We start from the raw sequence: 23,268 nt of genomic DNA, 5'->3' as shown, positions 1-23,268 counted from the left end.
CGCACCACGGGGTGCGGCGGCCCTCGCCGTTCGCACAGTCCGGTACGGCAGGATGTGCGGCATGCCAAGTGCAGAGGACACGAGCGTGCAGCAGGAACGGTCCGTCGTACGGCCCACGCGTGAGGACGAGGTCGCCACGGCCGGCAGCGAGCTGATCGGCGGGAGGTCGGGCCGCTGGTCGCGGCTCGGCAGTACCGCACTCACCCCCGTGGGTGCCGTCGCGCTGGTCGCGCTGGGGATGTTCGCGCTCGGCATGGTGCAGAAGCTGCCCTGCTACAACTGGGCCTGGTTCCAGGGCGCGGGCTCCCAGTACACCCACGCCTGCTACTCCGATATTCCGCATCTGTACGCCGGGCGCGGCTTCTCCGACGGCCTGGTGCCCTACTTCGACCGGCTGCCCGGCGATATGCAGTATCTGGAGTACCCCGTCCTCACGGGGGTGTTCATGCAGATCGCGGCCTGGCTGACCCCGGGCGGTTCGATCCAGCACCAGGAGCAGGTGTACTGGCTGGTGAACGCGGGCATGCTGATGATCTGCACCGCGATCATCGCCGTCTGTGTCGCGCGCACGCACCGGCGCCGTCCCTGGGACGGCCTCCTGGTGGCTCTCGCACCCGCCTTCGCGCTCACCGCCACGATCAACTGGGACCTGCTGGCCGTCGCCCTCACGGCCGCGGCGATGCTCATGTGGTCCAGGAGCCGGCCGCTGGCGTTCGGCATCCTGATCGGGCTGGCCACGGCCGCCAAGCTGTATCCCGTGCTGCTGCTGGGCCCGGCCTTCGTGCTGTGCTGGCGGGCCGCGAAATGGCGGGCGTTCTGGGTGGCGACGCTCGGCGCCGCGGCCTCCTGGCTGGTCGTCAACCTGCCGGTGATGGTGTTCGCCCCCGAGGGCTGGAAGAAGTTCTACACCTTCAGCGAGGAACGCTCGATCGACTTCGGCTCGTTCTGGCTGATCATCACGCAGCGCACCGGTGAGTCCATCGACGTCAGCACGGTCAACACCGTCTCGACGCTGGCGACGGTCGGGCTGTGCGCCGCCATCGGCGCGCTGACGCTGACGGCGCCGCGCAGGCCCCGGTTCGCGCAGCTCGCGTTCCTCGTCGTCGCGGTGTTCATCCTCGTCAACAAGGTCTACTCACCGCAGTACGTGCTGTGGCTGATCCCCCTCGCCGCACTGGCCCGGCCGCGCTGGCGGGACTTCCTGATCTGGCAGGCGTGCGAGGTCATGTACTTCCTGGGGATCTGGATGTACCTCGCCTACACGACGAGCGGCGACAAGCACCAGGGCCTGCCGACGGAGGGCTACCAGCTCGCCATCGCCCTGCATCTGCTGGGCACGCTGTACCTCTGCGCCGTGGTCGTGCGGGACATCCTGATGCCGGAGCGGGACGGTGTGCGCCGCGACGGTTCGGACGATCCCTCCGGCGGGGTGCTCGACGGGGCGCCGGACGCCTTCGTGCTGGGCCGTGCGGCCGGACGTCCGCCTCGCCATGCCGCGCTCACGGTCGAGGGACCGCGCGTGGAGTGGAGCGCCGCAGGCTCGCCGGCCGCCGACTGAGCTACGGGACGGGTGAGCGCTCCGGGGCCGCCGCGATGCGGCGGCCCCGGAGCGGCTCAGCGGTCTACGAGGCGGTCGAACTGCGTGGTGGTGTGGCGCAGGTGGGCCACCAGCTCGTCGCCGACCCTCGGCTCCTCCGCGTCCGAGGGCACGAACAGGATCGACACCTGCATGTGCGGCGGTTCGGCGAACCAGCGCTGCTTGCCGGCCCAGACGAACGGCGACAGGTTGCGGTTGACGGTCGCCAGGCCCGCGCGGGCGACGCCCTTGGCGCGCGGCATCACGCCGTGCAGCGCCTTCGGGGCCTCCAGGCCCACCCCGTGCGAGGTACCGCCCGCGACGACCACCAGCCAGCCGTCGGACGCGGCCTTCTGCTGCCGGTAGCCGAACCGGTCGCCCTTGGCGACGCGCGTGACGTCGAGCACCGCGCCCCGGTACTCCGTCGCCTCGTGGTCGCCGAGCCAGAGCCGGGTCCCGATGCGGGCGCGGAAACGGGTCTGCGGGAACTGCTGCTGGAGCCGACCCAGCTCCTCTGCCCGCAGGTGGCTGACGAACATCGTGTGCAGCGGCAGCCGGGCCGCCCTGAGGCGGTCCATCCAGGCGATGACCTCCTCGACCGCGTCCGAGCCGTCCGTGCGGTCCAGCGGCAGGTGCAGGGCGAAGCCTTCGAGCCGTACGTCCTCGATGGCGGCGTGCAGCTGCCCGAGCTCCTCCTCCTTGACGCCGTGCCGCCTCATCGAGCTCATGCACTCGATGACGACCCGGGCGCCCACCAGGGCGTGCACCCCGTCCACGGACGACACGGAACGGATGACCCGGTCGGGCAGGGGCACCGGCTCCTCACCCCGCCGGAACGGCGTGAGCACCAGCAGATCGCCGCTGAACCAGTCCTTGATCCGGGCTGCTTCGTAGGTGGTGCCGACCGCGAGCGTGTCGGAGCCGAAGCGGATCGCCTCGTCGGCCAGCCGTTCGTGACCGAAGCCGTACCCGTTGCCCTTGCAGACCGGTACGAGCCCGGGGAACTGATCGAGCACGGATTTCTGGTGCGCCCGCCAGCGCGCGGTGTCGACGTACAGGGAGAGCGCCATGGCCGGTCCGGAACCTTTCTGGTGGCTGCGGTGTATCAGAGGTGTGAAGAGCTACTTGAAGAGCCCATTGAAACGAATGAAGCCGATTTCGTCAGCCTTGCGCCACGGATCGTTGTCTCGTGGATCCGCGCACCATGGATCCTTGTGCCCCGGATCAGCGGCGGGACATGTAGATGTCGAGCGCCTTGTGCAGCAGCTTGTTGAGTGGGAAGTCCCACTCACCGAGGTACTCCGCGGCCTGACCGCCGGTGCCGACCTTGAACTGGATCAGGCCGAAGAGGTGGTCGGTCTCGTCCAGCGAATCGGAGATGCCGCGCAGGTCGTAGACGGTGGCGCCCATGGCGTAGGAGTCGCGGAGCATCCGCCACTGCATCGCGTTCGAGGGCCTGACCTCACGCTTGTGGTTGGCCGACGCACCGTAGGAGTACCAGACGTGACCGCCGACGATCAGCATGGTCGCGGCCGCGACGTTCTCACCCTCGTGCCGGGCGAAGTACAGCCGCATCCGGTTGGGGTCCTCGTTGTTGAGGGCCGTCCACATGCGCTGGAAGTAGCCGAGCGGGCGCGGCCGGAAGTGGTCGCGCTCGGCCGTGATCTCGTACAGCCGCTGCCACTCGGCGAGCTCCGCATAGCTGCCCTGGACGACCTCGACGCCGGCCTTCTCGGCCTTCTTGATGTTGCGCCGCCAGAGCTGGTTGAAGCCCTTGTGGACGTCTTCGAGCGAACGGTTCGCCAGCGGCACCTGGAAGATGTAGCGAGGCTGTACGTCACCGAAGCCGGCGCCGCCGTCCTCGCCCTGCTGCCACCCCATCTTCCGCAGCCGGTCCGCGACTTCGAAGGCGCGGGGCTCGATGTGGGTTGCCTCGACGTCGCGCAGGCGCTTCACGTCGGGGTCCTGGATACCGGCCTTGATCGCGTGGGCGTCCCAGCGGCGGATGACGACCGGCGGGCCCATCTTCACCGAGAAGGCGCCCTGCTGCTTGAGATGCGTCAGCATCGGCTGCAGCCAGTCGGTCAGGTTCGGGGCGTACCAGTTGATGACCGGGCCCTCGGGAAGATAAGCGAGGTATCGCTTGATCTTGGGGAGCTGCCGGTAGAGCACCAGGCCGGCGCCGACGAGCTCGCCGCTCTTGTCGAACCAGCCCAGGCTCTCCGAGCGCCATTCGGCCTTCACATCCGCCCATGCCGGGACCTGCATGTGACTCGCCGCGGGCAGACTCTGGATGTACGCCAGATGCTGCTCTCGGCTGATGGTCCTCAGGGTCAGGCTCATGCGGGGCGCTCCTCGGCAGGTGTGTCCCCATCGGTCAGGGGCTCCGGCTCTCGCGCCGAAGCCTACTGTGACCGGGAAGCGCGCGGTCTGGCCCTGTCGGACCGGGACGGTTCCGGCAGGTGGTGCGGAGGGCGGCGCCGGGCTGCGACGCCGCCCCGGGCCCCTGCCGGGACCGCCGGCCGGCGGCGCGCTCAGCCCACCACGCCGCCGAAGAGGCCGCCGTGGGCCATACCGAGGAAGAACCCGATGGCGGAGGCCCCGATACCGAGGATCAGCGGGAACCTCTCCCGCGTCGTCACGGAGATGTACTGCCCGTACGCGCCTACGAGAATTCCGATGAGCCCGGACCACGAGCTGATCAGATGCAGGCCGTGGAACCACGCCGTTACGAAGGCGAGGATGCCGAGGGCCAGCGTTACCGCCACCAGGGCGTCCTGGAGTGGATGAGCCTTTCCGTCCGTGGCGAAGAGGGAGACGGACGAACGGGGTCGCACTGCGTGTGCCATGGAGTACCTCCTGGCCGAAAGGCGGCGCATCGTGGCGCCGCTCACACCCGATGTGTACAGATTGCGTCTCCTGACCACCGGATTTCAACCGGAAGCCCGTCTACAGGTACTCTGGACGGTCTGCACCGGTGTCTGCCCCGGCCACCCCATCTCAGCCCCCTCTCAACCGAGGGCGTTGTCAGTGGCGGCTGTTTTACTCGGAGACACTGTTGCTTACGCATCACGACCCTCCTGCCACGGAACGACCGTGGCCGCTGAGTCCAAAGGAGGTGGGTTCCACATGCGTCACTACGAGGTGATGGTCATCCTCGACCCCGATCTCGAGGAGCGAGCAGTCTCCCCGCTGATCGAGAACTTCCTCTCCGTCGTCCGTGAGGGCGAAGGAAAGGTTGAGAAGGTCGACACCTGGGGCCGTCGTCGGCTCGCTTACGAGATCAAGAAGAAGCCCGAGGGCATCTACTCGGTCATCGACCTGCAGGCCGAGCCTGCGGTCGTCAAGGAGCTCGACCGCCAGATGAACCTGAACGAGTCGGTCCTCCGGACCAAGGTCCTCCGTCCCGAGATCCACTGAGCTTCTAGCTCAGTGGTCATCGGGTTCGAGTAGCAGCAAGCAGCCAGAAGCAATCCCCGCCGAGAGGTTCATCCATGGCAGGCGAGACCGTCATCACGGTCGTCGGCAATCTCGTCGACGACCCCGAGCTGCGCTTCACCCCGTCCGGTGCGGCGGTCGCGAAGTTCCGCGTCGCGTCCACTCCCCGCATCTTCGACCGGCAGACCAATGAGTGGAAGGACGGCGAAGGCCTGTTCCTCACCTGCTCGGTCTGGCGGCAGGCGGCGGAGAACGTCGCCGAGTCGCTCACGCGAGGCATGCGCGTTGTCGTGCAGGGCCGGCTGAAGCAGCGGTCGTACGAAGACCGCGAGGGCGTCAAGCGCACGGTCTACGAGCTGGACGTCGAGGAAGTCGGCCCCAGTCTCAAGAGCGCCACGGCCAAGGTCACCAAGACCACCGGTCGCGGTGGCCAGGGCGGCCAGGGCCAGGGTGGATACGGCGGCGGTCAGCAGGGTGGCGGTAACTGGGGCGGCGGTCCCGGTGCTGGTGGCCAGCAGGGTGGTGGCGGCGCTCCCGCCGACGACCCGTGGGCCACGAGCGCGCCGGCCGGCGGCCAGCAGGGCGGGGGCCAGCAGGGTGGCGGAGGCGGCTGGGGCGGAAGCTCCGGCGGTTCCGGCGGCTCTGGAACGTCTGGCGGCGGCTACTCGGACGAGCCGCCCTTCTAAGGGCAGCTCGTACCCCCACTTCTTGATCACACAGGAGAAACACCATGGCGAAGCCGCCTGTGCGCAAGCCTAAGAAGAAGGTCTGCGCGTTCTGCAAGGACAAGACCCAGTACGTGGACTACAAGGACACGAACATGCTGCGGAAGTTCATTTCCGACCGTGGCAAGATCCGTGCCCGCCGCGTCACCGGCAACTGCACGCAGCATCAGCGTGACGTCGCCACGGCTGTCAAGAACAGCCGTGAGATGGCGCTGCTGCCCTACACGTCCACCGCGCGATAAGGGAAGGGTGACCGAATCATGAAGATCATCCTCACCCACGAGGTCTCCGGCCTCGGTGCTGCTGGCGACGTCGTTGACGTCAAGGACGGGTACGCCCGTAACTACCTGGTTCCGCGTGGCTTCGCCATTCGCTGGACCAAGGGTGGCGAGAAGGACGTGGCGCAGATCCGCCGCGCCCGCAAGATCCACGAGATCGCCACGATCGAGCAGGCCAACGAGATCAAGTCCAAGCTTGAGGCCGTGAAGGTCCGTCTGGCCGTTCGCTCCGGCGACGCCGGCCGTCTCTTCGGCTCCGTCACCCCGGCCGACATCGCCTCGGCGATCAAGGCTGCCGGTGGTCCGGACGTCGACAAGCGTCGTGTCGAGCTCGGCTCGCCGATCAAGACGCTCGGCGGACACCAGGTGTCCGTGCGCCTGCACCCCGAGGTCGCTGCGAAGCTCGGCGTCGAGGTTGTTGCGGCCTGATCAGGCTGCATCTCAGCAGAACAGCGAAGGGCCGCACCTCTTGAGGTGCGGCCCTTCGCCTGTTTCACGTGAAACAGGCGAAGGGCCGCAGAGCGCAGAGCTCCGGTGAGTGGCTCAGCGAGCGGCGCCGGTGACCAGCCACTTGCCCGAGCGGGTCCGCAGCCAGAGCGTCGCCATGCGGACGGCCATCATCAGTGTCATCGCGCACCACAGTGCCGTCAGCCCGCCGCCGACAGCGGGAACCAGCAGGGCCGCCGGAGCGAAGACGGCCAGGGTGACGATCATGGCCCAGGCCAGATACGGGCCGTCGCCGGCGCCCATCAGTACACCGTCCAGAACGAAGACGACCCCGGCGATCGGCTGGGTCAGGGCTACCACCAGCAAGGCTGGGAAGAGGGTGTCCTGGACGGACTGGTCGCTGGTGAACAGCGGCACGAACAGCGGCCGGGCGAGGATGATGAGTACCCCGAACAGGACGCCGGACGCGATGCCCCACTGCACCATGCGGCGGCAGGCCTCGCGTGCGCCCTTCGCGTCATCGGCCCCCAGATACCGTCCGATGATGGCCTGCCCGGCGATGGCGATGGCGTCCAGCGCGAAGGCCATCAGGCTCCAGAGCGAGAGGATGATCTGGTGCGCGGCTATGTCGGTGTCGCCGAGCCGGGCGGCGACGGCGGTGGCGATGAGCAGGACGGCGCGCAGCGACATCGTACGGACCAGGAGGGGGACGCCGGCCTGGGCGCTGGCCTTGATGCCGGCGACGTCGGGCCGCAGTGAGGCGCCGTGCCGTCGGGCGCCGCGGACCACCACGACGAGATAGGCCGCGGCCATCGAGATCTGGGCGATCACCGTGCCCCAGGCCGATCCGGCGATACCTAGGCCGGCGCCGTAGACGAGTCCCACGTTGAGGACTCCGTTGGCTGTGAAACCGCCGATGGCGACATAGAGGGGGGTGCGGGTGTTCTGCAGGCCCCGGAGCACGCCCGTCGCGGCCATCACGACGAGCATGGCGGGGATGCCGAGGCTGGAGATCCGCAGATAGGTGGTGGCGTAGGGGGCCGCGGTGTCGGACGCGCCGAAGATCTCCACGAGCCAGGGGGACAGGGGGAGCGTCAGGGCGATGACCGCGAGGCCGAGCAGGATCGCCAGCCAGATGCCGTCCATGCCCTGGCGGATCGCGGAGGACAGGTCCCCGGCTCCGACCCGGCGGGCGACCGCTGCTGTGGTGGCGTACGCGAGGAAGACGAAGATGCTCACGCCGGTCGTCAGGAGGGCTGCCGCGACAGCCAGGCCGGCCAGTTGCGGAGTCCCGAGATGGCCGACGATGGCGCTGTCGACCATGACGAAAAGGGGCTCGGCCACGAGCGCGCCGAAGGCGGGAACCGCGAGTGCGATGATCTCGCGGTCGTGCCGACGGCGACTGGGTGGCGGGCTCGCCGGTGCCTGGGTCATAGGGGTCAATCTAATCTTCCACAGGTAACAGATGCAATCCCTTATTGATCCTTACATTTAGAGGAGTTCGGTGTTCCGCCGCGTGTGCGTTGCCCTGATCTTGCGCCGACTCGGAAAGTTTTTCTCCCCCACAGTCGGTGGATGAGAAACGTGCAGGTCAGGATGGTGATGGTGGGGGTGCTATGAGTTTTTCCACAGTGCTGTCCCCCGGTCCGTGCACAGGTTCTGCGTGGTTCTCCACAGCATCTGGTCCGTCGTCCACATGCCCTGTGGATAACCAGATTGGCTGACGGTGCTCGGAGGCCTAACGTGGGGCGGCGCCCCCACCCTGTTTCGGCCTGGAAACCGGCAGAACCCGACACACCGCAACCGGAGTCGGGCGTCTTGTTTGTCGGTGCCGTGCCGTAAGAAAGAGTGGCACGGCTATGTCCGCGGAGCGGACGGGAGGAGGTGGCCGGATGAGTATCCCCGAGCCCTTGGACGACCCCTGGGCCGACACCGGCCCCAGCGACCGGCTGCCCGTCTCCCGCCAGCGCCGGGGCGAGGGTCGTGACCGAGGTGAGCAGCACGACCGGGGCCGGGAGAGCGGCGGCTGGGAAGGCGGTTCCCGGGAATTCGAGCGGGTGCCGCCCCAGGATCTCGACGCGGAGCAGTCCGTCCTTGGCGGCATGCTGCTGTCCAAGGACGCCATCGCCGATGTCGTGGAGATCATCAAGGGCCACGACTTCTACCGCCCCGCCCACGAGACCGTCTTCCAGGCGATCCTCGACCTCTACGCCAAGGGCGAGCCGGCCGACCCGATCACCGTCGCGGCCGAACTCGTCAAGCGCGGCGAGATCACCAAGGTCGGCGGAGCCCCGTATCTGCACACCCTGGTCCAGTCGGTGCCGACCGCGGCCAACGCCTCGTACTACGCGGAGATCGTTCACGAGCGTGCCGTCCTGCGGCGGCTCGTCGAGGCGGGCACGAAGATCACGCAGATGGGATACGCGGCCGACGGCGATGTGGACGACATCGTCAACTCCGCACAGGCCGAGATCTACGCCGTCACCGAGCAGCGGACCAGCGAGGACTATCTGCCGCTCGGCGACATCATGGAAGGCGCGCTCGACGAGATCGAGGCGATCGGGTCCCGCAGCGGAGAGATGACCGGTGTGCCGACCGGTTTCACCGATCTCGACGCCCTGACCAACGGCCTCCACCCGGGCCAGATGGTCGTCATCGCGGCCCGGCCCGCCATGGGTAAGTCCACGCTCGCCCTGGACTTCGCGCGGGCCTGTTCGATCAAGAGCAACCTGCCCAGCGTGATCTTCTCCCTGGAAATGGGCCGCAACGAGATCGCGATGCGACTGCTGTCCGCCGAGGCGCGGGTGGCGCTCCACCACATGCGCTCCGGCACCATGACCGACGAGGACTGGACCCGGCTGGCGCGACGGATGCCGGACGTCTCCGCCGCCCCGCTCTACATCGACGACTCCCCGAACCTCTCCATGATGGAGATCCGGGCGAAGTGCCGCCGCCTCAAGCAGCGCAACGACCTCAAACTGGTGGTCATCGACTACCTGCAGCTGATGCAGTCCGGTGGCTCGAAGCGCGCCGAGAGCCGTCAGCAAGAGGTCTCGGACATGTCCCGAAACCTCAAGCTCCTCGCCAAGGAGCTGCAGTTGCCGGTCATCGCGCTCTCCCAGCTGAACCGTGGCCCGGAGCAGCGCACGGACAAGAAGCCAATGGTCTCCGACCTCCGTGAATCCGGTTCCATCGAGCAGGACGCCGACATGGTGATCCTGCTGCACCGCGAGGACGCCTACGAGAAGGAGTCACCGCGGGCGGGCGAGGCGGACCTGATCGTGGCCAAGCACCGTAACGGTCCGACGGCGACGATCACCGTCGCCTTCCAGGGGCACTACTCGCGCTTCGTGGACATGGCGCAGACCTGACCGGTGATTCTGTAGGTTCGCATTTCGCGTGTCCCTTTCTCATCGGCGATGGCCTTCTTCTGGCCCATGGGACAACGCAGTGAGACGGACTCCTGTTTGATCGTTCACTCGTCGTAGTGCTGTTCCCGGACTCGATCTATGCAGTGCTCCTCTTCCGTCTGATGCTGGAGGCTGTCGCAACTGGTCGAGAACGGGATCTCTGCACCCGTTCTTGCTAGTCGGGGGTGGGGCATGTCGTGGGTGATCGGCGAAGTCTCGATGAGTCTCCGTCGTACGGACGGGAAGATCGACGAGGACCTGATCTGGTCCAGGTCGGGCGTCGACGTCTTCGAGCCCTCGATCCCCTGGCGTACGTTCCGCTGGCGCAACGGGCAGAAGCACTACTCGGGCACTCACTGGTCTTCCACCATGCGTGATCACGTCGCCTACGAATCACGCCTTGAGCTGACGCGCTTGCTCTACGCAGACTTCGACCAGGACGTGACGGCGGTATTCGCGCAACCATTCCTCCTCAGCACCACGGTGGACGGGCGAAGGCGTCGCCATGTCCCGGACTATCTCGTGCTGCGCGAGAAGGACGTGCCGCTGGTCGTGGACGTCAAACCGCGGCATCTGCTCACGCGGCCGAAGGTGAACTTCGTGCTCGGCTGGGCCCGCGAGGTCGTCCTATCACGCGGCTGGGACTTCGAGGTGTGGTCCGAGCCGCCAGAAGCGGAGTTGGCGAACCTGCGTTTCCTCGCGGGCTATCGCCGCGACCGGCTCTTCGACGAGGACTTGCTTGCGGAAATCCGGGCGGCCGATCTGGATGGGGCGACGCTGGGGGATGCGCTGCACGCCTTCCCCGGCCACCCCGACTGGAGGGTGCGGGCCGCCGTACTGCGGCTGTTGTGGAGCCAGCACTTGGTGACTGACCTGACGACGGTGCTGTCCCAGCGGCATGTGCTGCATGGAGGGCTGGCCACGGTGGTCGGCTCAGGTCGCGGCGATCTTCCTCGACCCGTCGACGAGTCCGAGCTCGACGACGGTGATGACGAACTGGTCTGGCGGATGCAGGGATCTCGTTCGGGAGGGCATGTGAGCGAAGCCGCGGTGCGTGTCGGGGTGGGCACGAGGCTGAAGTACGACGGCGAAGTCGTCGTGGTGGAAGAGATGTTCGGCTCGGCGGCCGGCAACGAGCTTCTGGTTCGCGACGGGGCCGACCGCAGATTCCGGCTGTCTCTGCGGGGTGTGCTCTCCTCGGGCCGAGCCACGGTCATCGCGACCGGACCGGGACCAGAGGCCGACGACGACCGTGAGACGGCCTCGGTGCTGTTCGCTCTCCTCAGCGAGGAGGAACTGGCCGAGGTCAGGGAGCGAGCCGCCCATGTCAATGAGGTGCTGACCGGTTTTCGTTCGGGCAGCGAGGAATTGGCGGAGCCGGGTGAGCCGACGCCGCAGTACGCGGCCACAGTGCCCAAGCTGCAGCGGTACGAAGCGAAGGCCACCGAGCTGGGCGTGAGCGTACGGACCATCAAACGGTGGGTGCGCGCCTACCTGCTCGACCGGGAGGCCGGACTCGTGCACGGCGGCCCGGAGCGCGGAAGCGGGGACATGGGCAGGCTCGGCCGTGCCGACGAGCGGTGGGTGGAGGTGGCCCTGGAGATCATGGCCGAGCACGGGAAGGAGTCGAAGCCGACCCGCGCGAAAGTGATCCGCATGATTGGCCCACGCCTGGAGGCCCGCCACGGCAAAGGCGAGGTGAAGCTGCCGACCCGGGCGACCGCATACCGGTGGCTGGAGGAGCTCGAGCGACGGCTGCCGACGTTCCGGCTGAGCACTAAACGCAACCGGGACATCGCCGCCCGGCCACGCGGCACGTACGGGAAGCTGCGGCCGACACGGCCGGGCGAATACCTGCTGATGGACACCACGCGCCTGGATGTCTTCGCGATGGACCCGATCATGATGAAGTGGGTGCAGGCCGAGCTGACCGTCGCGATGGACTGGTACACCCGGTGCATCACGGGGCTCAGGGTGACGCCGGTGTCCACGCAGTCCATCGACGTCGCAGCGGTGCTGTTCCAGACCTACCGTCCCCGGCCGCCGGGCAAGGACTGGCCCTCCTCGGCGGTCTGGCCCGATCACGGCATTCCCCGCGGCGTCTTCGTGGAACGCAAGGCGCTTGAAGAGGACGTGGCCGAAGAATCGAAGGGCGGCGCCACGAAAGGTGCGGCGGGGCCCGCGTTGGTTCCGGAGACCATCGTGGTCGACCACGGAAAGCCGTACATCAGCGAGCACATCACCTCCGTGTGCCAGCGCCTCGGGCTGTCCATCCAGCCGGCCCGCCTGCGGACGGGCCGGGACAAGGGCCCGATCGAACGCTTCTTCAAGACCCTGCGCGAAGGACCACTCGAAGTGCTGCCCGGATACAAGGGGCCGGATGTGTTCTCGCGGGGCGAGCGGCCAGAAGACGAGGCGTTCTTCTTCCTGCACGAGCTGGAGGCGATCATCCGCGAGTGGGTGGCGTGCGTATATCACCGCCGGGCCCATCGTGGTCTCCTCGACCCCAACGTGCCGGGCCTGCGACTGTCGCCGTCAGCGATGTTCGAGCACGGGATCGCCCGCGCCGGATACATCGACGTGCCCCGCGACCCGGCACTGGGGTTCGAGTTCCTCAAGACCGAGTGGAAGCAGCTGCACCACTACGGCGTGGAGATCCGCAAGTGCCGCTACAACGGCCCTGGCCTCGACGGCTACCGGGGCGAGAGTAGCGAGTACACCGGGGCGAAGGCGAAGGGCCTGTGGCCGATCCAGGTCGACCCGGACAACATCAACTACATCTACTTCCGACGCCCCGACACCCGCCGCTGGCAAGCCCTGGAGTGGGAGCACGCACCGGCGCTGAAGTTCCCGATCAGCGAGGGAGCCCTCCAACTCGCTCGGAAAGCGGCGGGTGCGAAGTCGCCCTTCCCTGACGACGAGAGTGCGGTTGCCGACCTGCTCAAGCGGTGGCACCTGGGACTGGGGCTGACGTTGCCGGAACGGCGTCTTGCCCTGCGCCAGGCCCGTGAACAGTCTGCCTTCGACCTGCCGGAGACCGACTGGGATGACGTGCGTGCGCTGCCGTCCGTCGCCCGGCTCCTTGCCAGTAGTGGCGACGAAGACGACCAAGACGCGGATGACCTCCAGGTGGGTGAGGCGGAGCCGTATGAGGGCCTGGCGCCCAGTGACGACGACGATGACGACGAACTCGACGGTCCCGATGACGACGAGGACTTCTACGTCGATGCCCTGGAGGACGCGTGACGCCGCCCCGCACCACCGAGCCGCCTGAGGGCGCGCGTCCGAAGCTGGACAACCTCACGCTCTCCCGCAAGGAGGGGCTGCAGGCCTTGGCCGAGGCGCCCCGCCGTGTCCAACCGGAGATCTTGACGCTCAAGCAGATCGTCGCTCTGGGGGAGGTGGCCAGACTGGAATACGAGCATGGCCGCAGTGTCTGGCACGCCAACCTCGGCCCGCTAAAGACGCCGCAACTCGAAGCGCTGCACGAGGACTTGTGGGACATCGTCGCCAGCAATCAGCAGGACGGTGACAAGGCCAAAGGAGCCGTCGCCGTGGACGCGTTTCCCGGGCTCGGGAAGACCACAGCGGTACTGGACTTCGCACTGAAGTACCACCAGAAGGAGATTGCGCGGGCCGGATCCTTCACCGACTCCGGTCACGAACGGTGGCCCGTGTGCCGGGTCGGGCTCACCAGCAACATCGGCATGAAGGACTTCAACCGCGCCCTGCTGGAGTTCTACGCACACCCCGGCCGCAAGTCCGGCACGGCCACACTTTTCGCCCAGCGGGCCCTGGACTGTGTCCTGGAATGCGAGACGAAACTGCTGATCATCGACGACCTGCACTTCCTCAAGTGGCAGGACAAGAATGGCAAGGAGGTCAGCAACCACTTCAAGTACATCGCGAACGAGTTCCCGGTCACGCTCATCTTCATCGGCGTCGAACTGGGCAACCGCGGCCTGTACTCCGAGTCTGACTCCTACGGCGACATCACACTCGCCCAGACCGCGCGCCGCACCACCCCGCTCACCATGGACGCCTATGTGGTGGGCAATGACAAGCAGCGGCACCAGTGGCGCAAGCTGATGCTGGGGCTCGAACAACGCCTCGTCCTGGCCCGGAAGTACCCCGGCATGCTCGCCGACGACCTGTCTGACTACCTCTACATCCGCACCACCGGCCACATCGGCTCACTGATGACGCTCATCAACCGGGGCTGTCAGCGTGCTGCCCGCACGGGAGCCGAACTCCTCGACCAGGAGCTGCTGAACCAGGTGAAACTCGACGCGGGAGCGGAGAGGGCGCGCAAGGCACTGGAGAAGAAGTTCGCGCGCAAACGCATGACGACCAAGCCCCGTTCCCGCGTGGCGAGGACCGTGTCGGCGAAGACTGTGGCATGAGCCGGGCCCGTACGCTGCCGCTCCGCCGGGACCCGCTCCCCGGCGAGGCTCTGGACTCCTGGCTGGAGGCCCTCGCCTACAGGCTTCGGACGCCGCTGGGTGAGGTGATGCTGAGCATCGGCCTGCCGCTCTTGCAGAAGACAGGGAACTCTTTGCTCGGCATCCCGCCGGACTGGACGATCCTGTTGGGTCCCCAGCAGGCCGCCGTCTTGTCCGCGACCACTGGCCTGGCGGAGGCCCGCCTCCACGCGATGACGCTGCGCCATTACGATCGGCGGGCGCTGGAGATCGACCATGAACGGCGCTTCGTCAACCGCCGGGTGCTCTGGGGACGGGGCGGCGGCTCCCGCTTTTGCCCGGACTGCCTGGCGGAATCCGACGGCCGCTGGATGCTGTCCTGGCGGCTGGGCTGGTCCTTCGCCTGCCTGCGGCGCCACCGGCTGCTGGCTGACTGCTGTCCGAACTGCGGGCGCGTTCCTCGTCTGCGGCCCCGAAGCGAGCGAGTCATCCCCAAACTCGGGCATTGCGGGAACGCGCCCTCCACTCAGAGTGGTTCCTTCACCAGTGGCTGCGGTCTCGACCTCACTCAGACGTGCACCCTTCGCCTGTCCGCCGGGCACCCGGTCACAGCCGCCCAGGCACTCATCATGGACATCATCGAGACAGGCACAGCCACCTTCGGGGCCTTCGCACTCGCACCGCAGCCGGCGGCGGGTGCGCTCAGCGACATTCGTGCCCTTTCCGGACGCGTGCTGTCCAGCCTCCCCACCGAGGACCTCGCCCGACGGGTCCCGGCTGACATCACCGATGCCCACCTTGGCCCCGGCGCCGTCGGCATGCTCGCGGTGGTCGGCGATCGACCCGGTTTCATGGCTCCGCCCAGAGCCGCGAGCGCGGCGGCCGCCGTTACCGTCGCGCTGAGCGTCCTGGACCAGCCAGACATCCACCAAGCCGGCGAGGCGATGCGCAACCTGCTCGTCGCGATGCACGCAGATCTCTCCGAAGCGGGCATCGGTCAGATTAAGGGCTGGGGGAACCGCGTCACCCCAGTGCTCACAAGCGTGCAACTGGCAGCAGCAGCACCCCTACTTCGCCCCGCGAACTATCTGCGGCACCGCATGACCTCACCGGTCCCGCGACGGCCCATGGCCAGGAGCGAGGACATCGCACAGCGGAGCCGGAAGATCCCCAGCACGTTCTGGAGCCTGTGGACTCTCCGGCTGGCTCCGCCCGACGGCACCGTCCCGCGCATCCTGGCACCCGCCTTGGCCGCAGCTGTGCTGACCGTCGACAGCCGCACCGACTTCGACACCGCCGGTGAACTCCTGGGATCGGTGGTGCACCGTATGGACGTTTCCTACGCCCTGCAGGCATTGGACGACCAACCACAGTGGCTCCATATCGTCACCGCTTTGACCAGGCTGGCCGATCACCTCGATGCCGCCGACGTCCCCATCGACTATGCGAGGCGGCGGCACCTCGACTACACCACCCTGCTGCCGCGCGGCCGCTGGGGTGAGATCTGCCGCCGCACCGGCACACACCCCGGAACAGAGCGCCGCGAACAGATCATCCGCTGCTACCTCTTCCAGCGCATCAGTGGACTCCCACCCGAATCCACACCGGGTGCCCCGAACGCCGGTGAGGCACTGTTCCGTACGGACTACTTCCGCTTCCTTGCCCAGCAGAGCCCGCAGCTGGCGCAGGCCGTCGACGCCGAAGCACGGGCCTTCCTCGACTCCCAGGCCATCCACGACGAGCCGATCACCTGGCAGCCGCCCAAAGATCTCCTGAACGGGCTCGTTCTCCCCGGCCCGGACCCCGGCCAGGTCGATATCTCCCACCTGCATCACCTCGTGCGTCAGCGAAGGCATGCCGTTCAACACGCCGCTGACGTCCTGGGTACTTCGGTCGAAGCCGTCCGATATCTCTTGGGGGAACAGCCTGCTCCCTCGCTCCCACCGACGACAGACCAGGCCATGGACAGGGAAAGGTACGCCAAAGCCATGCAGACCTTGCCCAAGGAGCGAATGGTCCGCCTGTATCTCGACGAGCACCACTCTTTGTCGCAGATCGCCAAGCTCACCGGGTTCTCCTACAGGGTGGTGGCCCGGCTCGCCCACGAGTACGAGATCCCGATGCGCAGGCGCGAGGACTACGGGAGACATGACGCCGTGGAACGTGACTGGCTCCATGACCAGTACGTGGTTCACCGCCGGACTCTGGCCGATCTTGCCCGTGAGATGGGAATGAACCAGAGGACCATGGCCCGCTGGGCACGCCACCACGAGATCCCGCTTCGCCGTGGCGGGGTACCCGCTGCCGCATACCGCGCCCCTGACTGGGCGGCCCGTGCTCCGGAGTTCTTGCGGGACGCTCTGACCGCCCCATACGCCTGGAAGTGGTTGGAAGTCGTTGTTGCTGCGATGCCGTACGCCACGATGAGGAAGGCTGCCCAGGGTCTCGACATCCATCACTCCACCCTGATCAAGAAGGTCAACGAGCTCGAAAGGGATCTGGGCCACCCTCTGATCGAGCGAGCCGAGCGAGGCCGCGGGATGCGACTAACACCGTTTGGCACCAGGGTCGCGGACGCCGTCCGGATCGCGACCTCCTGAGCCGAAGATCGTGGAGACGCCCGTGTAGATCTCGTAGCGCAGACGGGTTGATCGAATACCTTACGTATCGGTACGTTGAGTCAATGCCTGTGGAAGATGAGGGTGACCGGTTCTCCGATGCGGTCCGGCTTCTGCTCCTCATAGCAGCGACCGCTGATCCCCTCGACGAGGTCGCTATGCGTGCGGCGCCAGCCAACGCAGTTGCGGTCCTACACGCGGAGAGTCGATTGCAGAAGCTGGATTTTTGGCTACGCAATCCAGACTATCTTGCGGACGAACTGCTCAACGACTACGAACGCCAGCCGGAACCACTGTTGCTGGACTTGGCTGGTCGGATCCTGGACTCGGAGGAGCCAGAGATCTACGCGATCCCGATGGTCCGCTACCTCTTCGGAGCGTTTGAGCACCTGGATCGTGCGTTGAGTGTCTTGGTGGCTCCTCGGCTGCTCGTGGTGTCCAGCCAGCGTGGAGCGAGCGGACAAGTGATCAAGGACAGCTACTACCTGACGCAGAAGGGTCGAGACGTCGCCGAGCAGGCCACGGCGCAATTCTCCGAACTGGCTTGGTACACCGAACGGGCTTTGCTGGTCCGGGCATTAGCGGAGGCTACGGGGCATACCGCATTGGCTCTGCGCAAGCGCCAGTATCTGCAGCGGGACTACGCGCAGACGCCGCTGGGTGCCATCATTCCGTCGATCGCAGACAGGACGCGGAGCAGGCTGGCGTATCTTCGCGCCGCCGCATTGGGGGGGAACGCCGCATGAACGCAGACCTGCCGGTTCCATCGGAGGGCGAGCTCTACAAGCGCATTGCTGACCGGGTCGGTGTCGATTCAGATCGAATAGCCGAGGTGTTAACGTCTCACGGGCTGGAGCTGACGGGGTCACTGCCAGCGAAGCGTGAGTTGGTTGTACATCGCTTGATCTGCGAAGGCCGTAAGACCGGCACCACTGGCAATGACGGTCCCTTCACCGTAGACATGGGCCTGGGGCGCGGCCCCTGGGTAATCTCCAGCAGTATCAACTCGGCCGGTAAGTCGAGCCTGCTCTGGGCACTGAGTTTCGCGCTAAGAGGCGAGGGATTCGATGCGTTCTGCCGCCCCGAGACCGTCAGCTGGTTCCGCTTCGTTCGTGTCGACATCGAGGTTGGTGGAGCCGCAGCGTCGATCCGTCTGTACTTCGACAAACCTGGGCGCCCCAGCGTCCGGCTCCTAACTGCCGACTCGATCAGCGATCTACTCGTGCTTGAAGGCCGGGCCGAGGGGCGGATAGGTGTGCGCCTCGCAGCCACGGCCGAACCTAGCGGCGTGAAGGGTTTGATCGGCCGGTTCATGATGGAGCGCCTTGGTCTGCAGTCGGTATCGGTATGGGTGGCTGAGTCAAACGCGCCGAAGGACGAGGACGGTAACCGGGATAGCACCGAGCAGGTTCATGGCTGGGCAAGTTTCTTCTACGCCATCGCGTTGAACTCGGCCAGCGACAGTCTCCTCCTCGGACCGACGCTCGTCGGACAGCTTCCGGTCAAGCTGATGCAGTTGTTCTTGGATGTCCCGTACGCGCCGGAGCTGTCCCGCTTGACCACACTGCGCAAAGCGGAGACACAAGAGGTCAGCCGGGTAGCGCGTCGCGCCAAAGAGGACGCCCGCGCCCGCGACGAGCAGGCCGCCCCGCTTCGAAAGGCCCTCGAGGTAGCTCAACAGCGCCTCAGGGGACTGGAGGCTGGCCGGCCGGACGTTGGGAATCTTGTTGCGGCGGTGGATCATGCGGCCGCCGAACTTGCCCCATGCCAGGCGGCGTATCAGGAGGCGGCTGAGCAGCACCAGGCCGCGAAGAAGAGCCGCCAATCGGATCAGCGAGCTGAGCGCCGTGCCAAGCAAAGCGGCGCTGCACGGCTCCTGCTGGGCGCGCTGGACCCGGAGGTATGTCCACGATGCGATCACGACATCGACGACGAGCGCCGAGCCGCCGAAGACAACGAGCACCAGTGCTCCGTATGCGCCCGTCCACTACCCAGCCTGCCGCAAGACCCGCAGGCTCAGGCTGACGCACTCGCGCGCATCGAAGCCCGTCTGGCTGCCTCGAAGACAGCCGAGGACAGTTGCGCAGCTACGCTCGCTACCGCCACAGAGCGACTTACGGCCGCGCGGGCAACCTACGATCAGTCCGTAGCTCAGCTGGAAAGGACCCGCTCGAGCGACTGGTTCGCCCTCTTCGACAAGGCTCAACGTGAAGTTGACCAGCTGCAAGGAGCGGTGACCCTGTCCACTGGCGGTAGGAGCGGAGACACTCCGCCGGCGCTAGTGGCGGCGCTGGCCGCGGCGAAGCCAGCTCAGAAGACCTCTGTCGAGCAAGGCCCGGACGACGAGACCTTGCTGACCGCAGCAGCTGAAGTCATCAAGGATGTGGTGGACCAGCACAGTCGTGCGCTGTTCTCCGAACTCAACGACGAGATCGTTCAGATTGCCCACGACTTGGGGGTCACGAACCTCACGAGTGTAAATCTCTCACTGGGGGGTCAGCTCAACGCCGTCAAATCCGGCTCAAAGCACCGATTTTCCGCTTTCAGCCCGGTCGACCGGCTACGAATGAGAATCGCGGTCGTCGTCGGCATGATCAAGGTGAGTCGTAGGCGGGGCATCATGTCCCACCCGGGGCTGCTGCTGATTGACGCGCCCACAGCCGAGGAGCTAACTCCGCAGGCAACCTACCAAGTGCTGGATACCCTGTACCGCACTGGCAACAAGGTGCCTGGCTTGCAGATGATCATTACTTCGATCGAGGAAGCCGTCTGGGACATCTACCCGAAGGACCGTATCGTGACGGGAACCGACGGCCGAGAACTGTTCTGACAGGCAAAAAGGGGCAAGGCGGGAATTCAACCTACGCTGGGGGGCAGCCGTGCACGTCATGGATGAGCGAATCTCCGCGTGGGCGCGCACTGCCACTCCCGACCAGCGCCGCGCCGGACCGACTCTCAATGATCTGGGCGGGTTGGACGAAGTCGTCACACATACGAGCTACCTCACGGGCGGCCCGCTCCTGGGCTTCCTCGTCAGTGCTGCTGCAAACGAGGTGGAAGGATCCTCCCTCCCGTCGGCCCTGAGCGACGCGATCATCACTGGGCTGGCGTCCTCCACCCGGCATCTAGCTTTCGCGGAGGCCGTCGACAAGCTGGCCACCCATCCACGGCTGGTCGGCGACCTGGGAAGCAAGGCGACTAGGACTCTGCTACGCCGGCTCACAGATGCCCCGGACGCTGGGGACGACCCAGCAACTGCGCTCATTGGCGCCGAAGCCGCTGAGTGCCTTGTTCAACTCACCCTGGCCGGTGTTACCACCCCAGCTCAGCTGCTGGGAGCGATGGACATGGTCACGGAGGACACAACTGCTCTGCCGACTGAGTTCGCGGTAAGGCTTCCCCGCCTGTTGGGCGTCTTGGACGCGCACCATCCCGGAGCTGGGCTGCGGGAAGCCCTGAAACGCTGTCTTACCCCGGAGCACACCTTCCGGGACGCGGCCTTCGAACTTGCCCTGGGCGACGTGCGCACCGCCTTGGAGCAGGACGGTTATCAAGCGATGGTTGAGCAGCTCTCAGTCTGCAGGCAGCGTCTCGCCGAGTTAACGGCAATCGACCCTGACCGCCTGGATGCCCAGATCTACCTGGTCGGTATCGATGGCTTGCTTGGCCTGTCTGCCCCGGACGCCCCCGTGCGCGTGGCTGCGGCAGCTAAGGCGTTGTACGACCGGCTACATCACTATCGGGCCTGGCGCATACGCACCAACACTCCCGCCTGGGCAAAGGGAAGACAGGACGACATCACCGCCTGGTACGAGCTGACAGTCCTCCTGGACCATGCCGCTCAGCACATGGGCGACGACGACCCGTGGTACACCCACGGCCACGGCATCTTGACTGCCCTCCTGCGTGCCTACACAGCGCACCACACCGTGAAGGTACTGACCGACACTCCGGCCGAGCAGGTTGTCGAGACTCTCGTGGCCCCAGTGATCGAGGACGCTTTTCTCAGGCGCGAGAACCGGTTCCATATCCTTCAGCACGCTCTGGCCCACGATGAGGAATTGCGCGACGATCAGGATGCGCAGCGCCTCTACGCGTCGCTCGGCGCGCGCCTGCGCAGTCCCGCTCCACATGAGCCCGGGACGGTGGGTGACCCGGGAAAAGCGCGTCGCTGGCCGCAGCTGGCGCGCCAGCTGCCCGGGGATTTCACCGTCTTCGCTGATCAGAACAGCGAGTACGTGCTGGACAGGCTGGAGCTGGCATTGCGTGACAGCGAGGAGTTTCTCTTCTCCGTGACTGATGCCAAATACAGCCGTCTGATGGACGCGCTGATTGTGAGACTGGAGCAGTCTCGCGACTGGATCCCCACAGTCGCGGAGCCTTTTCAGGTTCTCCTGGAAGCAACCGTCCGATTCGCTTTCCTCTGCTATGACGTGGGCCGCACGATGGGCGGCGGCTACACAGAGTATCTGCGCGGTCGCGACAAGGGCGGTAAGAAACAGAAGGTCGATGAGGCTCTATTTCATCAGCACTACCGGGAATTCCTCGCTGTCACTGCCCTGTTCCGGGTAGCACATTTTGAGGTGATCGACAAGGCTGGAGGTCGCGTTGACGTATTGGCCACCTTCCCCTCGGCCTACTTCAACGTCGAATGCAAGATTGAAGAGAAAGACGGGAGCAAGGGGTCCCTGCGCACCTATGTCGCTCAGGCAGCCGAATACCAGAACGCTGGCCCTTCCTTCGCGATCCTCTTGGTCCTGGACAAGACTGTTGGCAAAGAGGGCGCAGTCAATCTATTCGACAGCATCTGGATCGAGGAGGTGCAACGCCCCGGCGAGCTGGAGCCGTGCCTCGTGGTCGTTGTGCGCGTTCCCGGCGGACGCGAGAGCCCGAACAATCTGAGACCTGCCTCGCAGTAGGGTCGAGGTCCGGGCTAGCGAACCCTCGGCGGGTTTCCGCAGGCAGGCAACTGGTCTCGTGTTCCGGCAGCCCGTGTTCGTCTCAACTGCCCCGTGCGGCAGGGAAAAGGACACGGAGGTGAGACGAACTCACGAGGACACTGCGTGAGACGTCAAGCGTTGAGCCTGGTTAACGCTGTGCCTGGGGACATCAGAAATGCGAACCTACAGATTCGCAGGGTCCCGAACCCAGCTTCATCATCTCGGCGCCGGCTGCATGTCGTTGGCATGTGTGCGGCCATCGTGCGACTCACAGCTCGCGACGTTCACTCTCCCGGTTGGCGTAAGGAGCGACCTAGTGTCCTGAGTCGTTAATTCGTGTGCAGTATGCGGCGAGTGTGTCGAGGATGTCGTCGGCGGTCTTCGTCCAGACGAACGGCTTGGGGTTCTTGTTCCACTCGTTGATCCAGCGGCGGATGTCGCGTTCGAGTTCGATGACGCTGCGGTGGGCCGAGCGGCGGAGTTTGCGGGAGGTCAGCTCGGCGAACCAGCGCTCGACGAGGTTGAGCCAGGACGCCGAGGTGGGGGTGAAGTGCAGGTGGAAGCGGGGGTGCCGCAGCAGCCACTTCTTGACCGGTTCGGTCTTGTGGGTGGCGTAGTTGTCCAGGACCAGGTGAAGTTCGAGGTCCTTGGGGACGGCGGCGTCGATGACCTTCAGGAAGCGGAGGAACTCCTGGTGGCGGTGGCGGCGGTAGTGCTGGGCTATGACTGATCCGGAGGCGATGTCGAGGGCGGCGAACAGGCTGGTCGTGCCGTGCCGGACGTAGTCGTGCGTCATCTTCGCCGGCGTAGTCGGTGCCATCGGCAGGACGGGCTGGGTTCGGTCCAGGGCCTGGATCTGCGACTTCTCGTCCACTGCCAGGACCAGCGCGTTCTCCGGCGGCGACAGGTAAATGCCCACCACGTCACGGACCTTGGTCACGAACTGCGGATCGGTCGACAGCTTCCACGTCTCCACGATGTGGGGCTTGAGGCCGAACGCCCGCCAGATCCGCGAGACGGCCGACTGCGACATGCCCTGGGCCTGGGCCATCGAACGTGTCGACCAGTGCGAATCGCCTGTTGGTGGGCTCTGGCCCAGCGTCCTGGCGACCAAGGCTTCGACCTGCTCATCCGTGATCTTCCGCGGTGCACCCGAACGCGGCCGGTCCACCAGACCCTCCAGCCGGTCCGCGGCGAACCGGGACCGCCACTTGCGCACCGTCTCCCGCGAGACACCCAGGTCGTCCGCGACCCGCGCGTTCGACCGGCCCTCTGCACACGCCAGCACAATCCTCGACCGCAGCACCAGTGCCTGCGACGCCGTCTGCTTGCGTAACCAGCCCCGCAGCACGCTGCGTTCGTGATCGGATAGCTCCAGCGACAACGGCTTCGGACCAGGCATCGCCACACTCTAC

17 protein-coding genes are annotated in these 23,268 nt (G+C 66.3%); 12 read left to right on the top strand and 5 right to left on the bottom strand.

All coding sequences use genetic code 11. The features are described 5' to 3' along the window. The first annotated feature begins 61 nt into the window (after window positions 1–61). Window positions 62–1,558 carry a glycosyltransferase family 87 protein gene (locus RLT59_RS18535; protein WP_311304431.1) on the top strand — a complete coding sequence of 499 codons (1,497 nt, stop codon included), beginning with the start codon at window positions 62–64 and terminating at the stop codon, window positions 1,556–1,558. 56 nt (window positions 1,559–1,614) lie between these two features. Here the strand turns inward: RLT59_RS18535 and RLT59_RS18530 are convergent, their stop codons facing one another. From RLT59_RS18530 to RLT59_RS18520, 3 genes are all read right to left on the bottom strand, one after another. Continuing rightward, complete coding sequence (locus tag RLT59_RS18530) at window positions 1,615–2,646, bottom strand: alanine racemase (RefSeq protein ID WP_311304430.1); 1,032 nt, start codon at window positions 2,644–2,646, stop codon at window positions 1,615–1,617. Window positions 2,647–2,800: 154 nt separating this feature from the next. Continuing rightward, window positions 2,801–3,919 carry a lipid II:glycine glycyltransferase FemX gene (locus RLT59_RS18525; RefSeq protein WP_311304429.1) on the bottom strand — a complete coding sequence of 373 codons (1,119 nt, stop codon included), beginning with the start codon at window positions 3,917–3,919 and terminating at the stop codon, window positions 2,801–2,803. Window positions 3,920–4,110: 191 nt separating this feature from the next. Next, window positions 4,111–4,425, bottom strand: coding sequence for a hypothetical protein (locus RLT59_RS18520; protein ID WP_311304428.1), 315 nt, complete (start codon window positions 4,423–4,425; stop codon window positions 4,111–4,113). 280 nt (window positions 4,426–4,705) lie between these two features. Here RLT59_RS18520 and rpsF point away from each other — a divergent pair, with 280 nt between their 5' ends. The 4 genes from rpsF (at window position 4,706) to rplI (ending at window position 6,446) form a co-directional block, all read left to right on the top strand. After that, on the top strand, window positions 4,706–4,996 hold the full coding sequence (gene rpsF, locus RLT59_RS18515) for a 30S ribosomal protein S6 (RefSeq protein ID WP_018101872.1): 291 nt from the start codon (window positions 4,706–4,708) through the stop codon (window positions 4,994–4,996). Between the two features lie 74 nt (window positions 4,997–5,070). Then, window positions 5,071–5,700, top strand: a complete 630-nt coding sequence (locus RLT59_RS18510; RefSeq protein WP_311304427.1) for a single-stranded DNA-binding protein — start codon at window positions 5,071–5,073, stop codon at window positions 5,698–5,700. A gap of 44 nt (window positions 5,701–5,744) precedes the next feature. Beyond that, entirely contained in the window at window positions 5,745–5,981 is a 237-nt protein-coding gene (gene rpsR / locus RLT59_RS18505) for a 30S ribosomal protein S18 (protein WP_003967857.1), read from the top strand. 18 nt (window positions 5,982–5,999) lie between these two features. Then, window positions 6,000–6,446: a 50S ribosomal protein L9 gene (rplI, locus tag RLT59_RS18500; protein WP_073733221.1), complete on the top strand. Its 447-nt coding sequence runs from the start codon at window positions 6,000–6,002 to the stop codon at window positions 6,444–6,446. A 114-nt stretch (window positions 6,447–6,560) separates the two neighbouring features. Here rplI and RLT59_RS18495 read toward each other — a convergent pair whose 3' ends face one another. Continuing rightward, the gene (locus RLT59_RS18495; protein ID WP_311304425.1) at window positions 6,561–7,898 is read right to left on the bottom strand and encodes an MATE family efflux transporter; all 1,338 of its coding nucleotides are present in this window, start codon (window positions 7,896–7,898) and stop codon (window positions 6,561–6,563) included. A 476-nt stretch (window positions 7,899–8,374) separates the two neighbouring features. On the opposite strand from RLT59_RS18495, the gene dnaB reads away from it, so the two are divergent. The 7 genes from dnaB to RLT59_RS18460 all read left to right on the top strand — a co-directional run bounded on the left by dnaB (window position 8,375) and on the right by RLT59_RS18460 (window position 21,832). Then, a complete protein-coding gene (gene dnaB, locus RLT59_RS18490) occupies window positions 8,375–9,835 on the top strand; it encodes a replicative DNA helicase (RefSeq protein ID WP_063624777.1) in 1,461 nt (486 codons plus the stop codon). A gap of 231 nt (window positions 9,836–10,066) precedes the next feature. After that, window positions 10,067–13,120 carry a TnsA-like heteromeric transposase endonuclease subunit gene (locus tag RLT59_RS18485; protein ID WP_311304424.1) on the top strand — a complete coding sequence of 1,018 codons (3,054 nt, stop codon included), beginning with the start codon at window positions 10,067–10,069 and terminating at the stop codon, window positions 13,118–13,120. Further along, window positions 13,117–14,277: an AAA family ATPase gene (locus tag RLT59_RS18480; RefSeq protein ID WP_311304423.1), complete on the top strand. Its 1,161-nt coding sequence runs from the start codon at window positions 13,117–13,119 to the stop codon at window positions 14,275–14,277. The genes RLT59_RS18485 and RLT59_RS18480 overlap by 4 nt, the downstream gene beginning before the upstream one ends. Beyond that, on the top strand, window positions 14,274–16,895 hold the full coding sequence (locus tag RLT59_RS18475; RefSeq protein ID WP_311304422.1) for a TniQ family protein: 2,622 nt from the start codon (window positions 14,274–14,276) through the stop codon (window positions 16,893–16,895). The genes RLT59_RS18480 and RLT59_RS18475 overlap by 4 nt, the downstream gene beginning before the upstream one ends. An 83-nt stretch (window positions 16,896–16,978) precedes the next feature. Further along, entirely contained in the window at window positions 16,979–17,659 is a 681-nt protein-coding gene (locus tag RLT59_RS18470) for a hypothetical protein (protein WP_311304421.1), read from the top strand. Next, window positions 17,656–19,743 (top strand): hypothetical protein, encoded by a 2,088-nt coding sequence (locus RLT59_RS18465; protein WP_311304420.1) that lies wholly within the window; start codon window positions 17,656–17,658, stop codon window positions 19,741–19,743. The genes RLT59_RS18470 and RLT59_RS18465 overlap by 4 nt, the downstream gene beginning before the upstream one ends. 58 nt (window positions 19,744–19,801) lie before the next feature. Beyond that, complete coding sequence (locus tag RLT59_RS18460; protein ID WP_311304419.1) at window positions 19,802–21,832, top strand: hypothetical protein; 2,031 nt, start codon at window positions 19,802–19,804, stop codon at window positions 21,830–21,832. 334 nt (window positions 21,833–22,166) lie between these two features. Here the strand turns inward: RLT59_RS18460 and RLT59_RS18455 are convergent, their stop codons facing one another. Further along, complete coding sequence (locus RLT59_RS18455) at window positions 22,167–23,255, bottom strand: IS630 family transposase (RefSeq protein ID WP_311304418.1); 1,089 nt, start codon at window positions 23,253–23,255, stop codon at window positions 22,167–22,169. Window positions 23,256–23,268 lie beyond the last annotated feature (13 nt).

It is taken from the genome of Streptomyces sp. ITFR-6, from assembly GCF_031844725.1.
Lineage (GTDB): Bacteria > Actinomycetota > Actinomycetes > Streptomycetales > Streptomycetaceae > Streptomyces.
Note: the sequence above shows the minus strand (reverse complement) of the source record. Positions and strands in the feature narration are given on the sequence as shown.